The 842-nt window shown below is 77.7% G+C and carries 1 protein-coding gene; it reads right to left on the bottom strand.

The genetic code is table 11. The annotated features are described in order from the left end of the window. Positions 1 to 59: 59 nt before the first annotated feature. Positions 60 to 842: sensor histidine kinase (locus tag CTKZ_RS19375; RefSeq protein WP_148090523.1), on the bottom strand; the 783-nt coding region annotated here is incomplete at its 5' end.

Here is an 842-nt window from a genome sequence, read left to right as displayed (position 1 = left end):
GGTCCCCCGCGGCTCGACAGGCCCCAAGCCGGCCTGACGCGCAGCTCGACCCCGCGGCGTCAGCGCGGTCCCGCGGCGGGGATCCGCAGCCGGGCGCTCGTGCCCTGGCCGAGCCTCGACCGGAGCGTCACCTCGCCGCCGTGCCGCTCGGCGATGACACGCACGAGCGCGAGACCGATGCCCGAGCCCGGCAGACCCCGCGCGCCCCGACCGCGGGCCAGCTCGTCGAACACGGTGCCCACCTCGTCGTCCGGGATGCCCGGCCCGGCGTCGGCGACCTCGACCACGACCGTGCCGTCGTCGTCGGTGCCCCGCACCTCGATCCGCGTGCCCGGCGGTGAGAACTTCACCGCGTTCGCGAGCAGGTTGTCGACCGCGACGTACAGCAGGTCGACGTCGCCGCGGACGTGCGGCAGCGGCCACGGCGCGGTCGGCAGGACGACCTGCACGGCGGGCCGCAGCGCCCCGGCCGCCTCCGCCTGGGCGCTCACGTCGTCGACCGCGTCGCGGACCACCTGCGCCAGGTCGACGTCCTCGTCCTCGAGCTCCTGCGTGCCGAGCTCGGCCAGCTTGCGCAGGTCGGCCACGAGCGACGCGAGCCGCGTCGACTGCGACACGAGCGTCGCGCGCGCCCGGGCCCGCTCGTCCGGGCCTGCCGCGTCGTCCGTGCCCGTGACCGCGGCGCGGATGGCGGTCACCGGGTTCTTGAGCTCGTGGTCGAGCCGCGCGAGGAAGCGTCCGTGCGCCTCGCGCTCGGCCCGTCGGCCCGCGAGCTCGGCGCTCGCCACCGCGGCGTCCGCGCGGCGGACGCGGCCTGCACGGACCCACGCGGCGACCACGAC

Origin of the sequence: Cellulomonas algicola (assembly GCF_003851725.1) — a bacterium.
Classification (GTDB): Bacteria; Actinomycetota; Actinomycetes; order Actinomycetales; family Cellulomonadaceae; genus Cellulomonas; species Cellulomonas algicola.
This window is presented reverse-complemented; position numbering and strand designations above follow the sequence as displayed.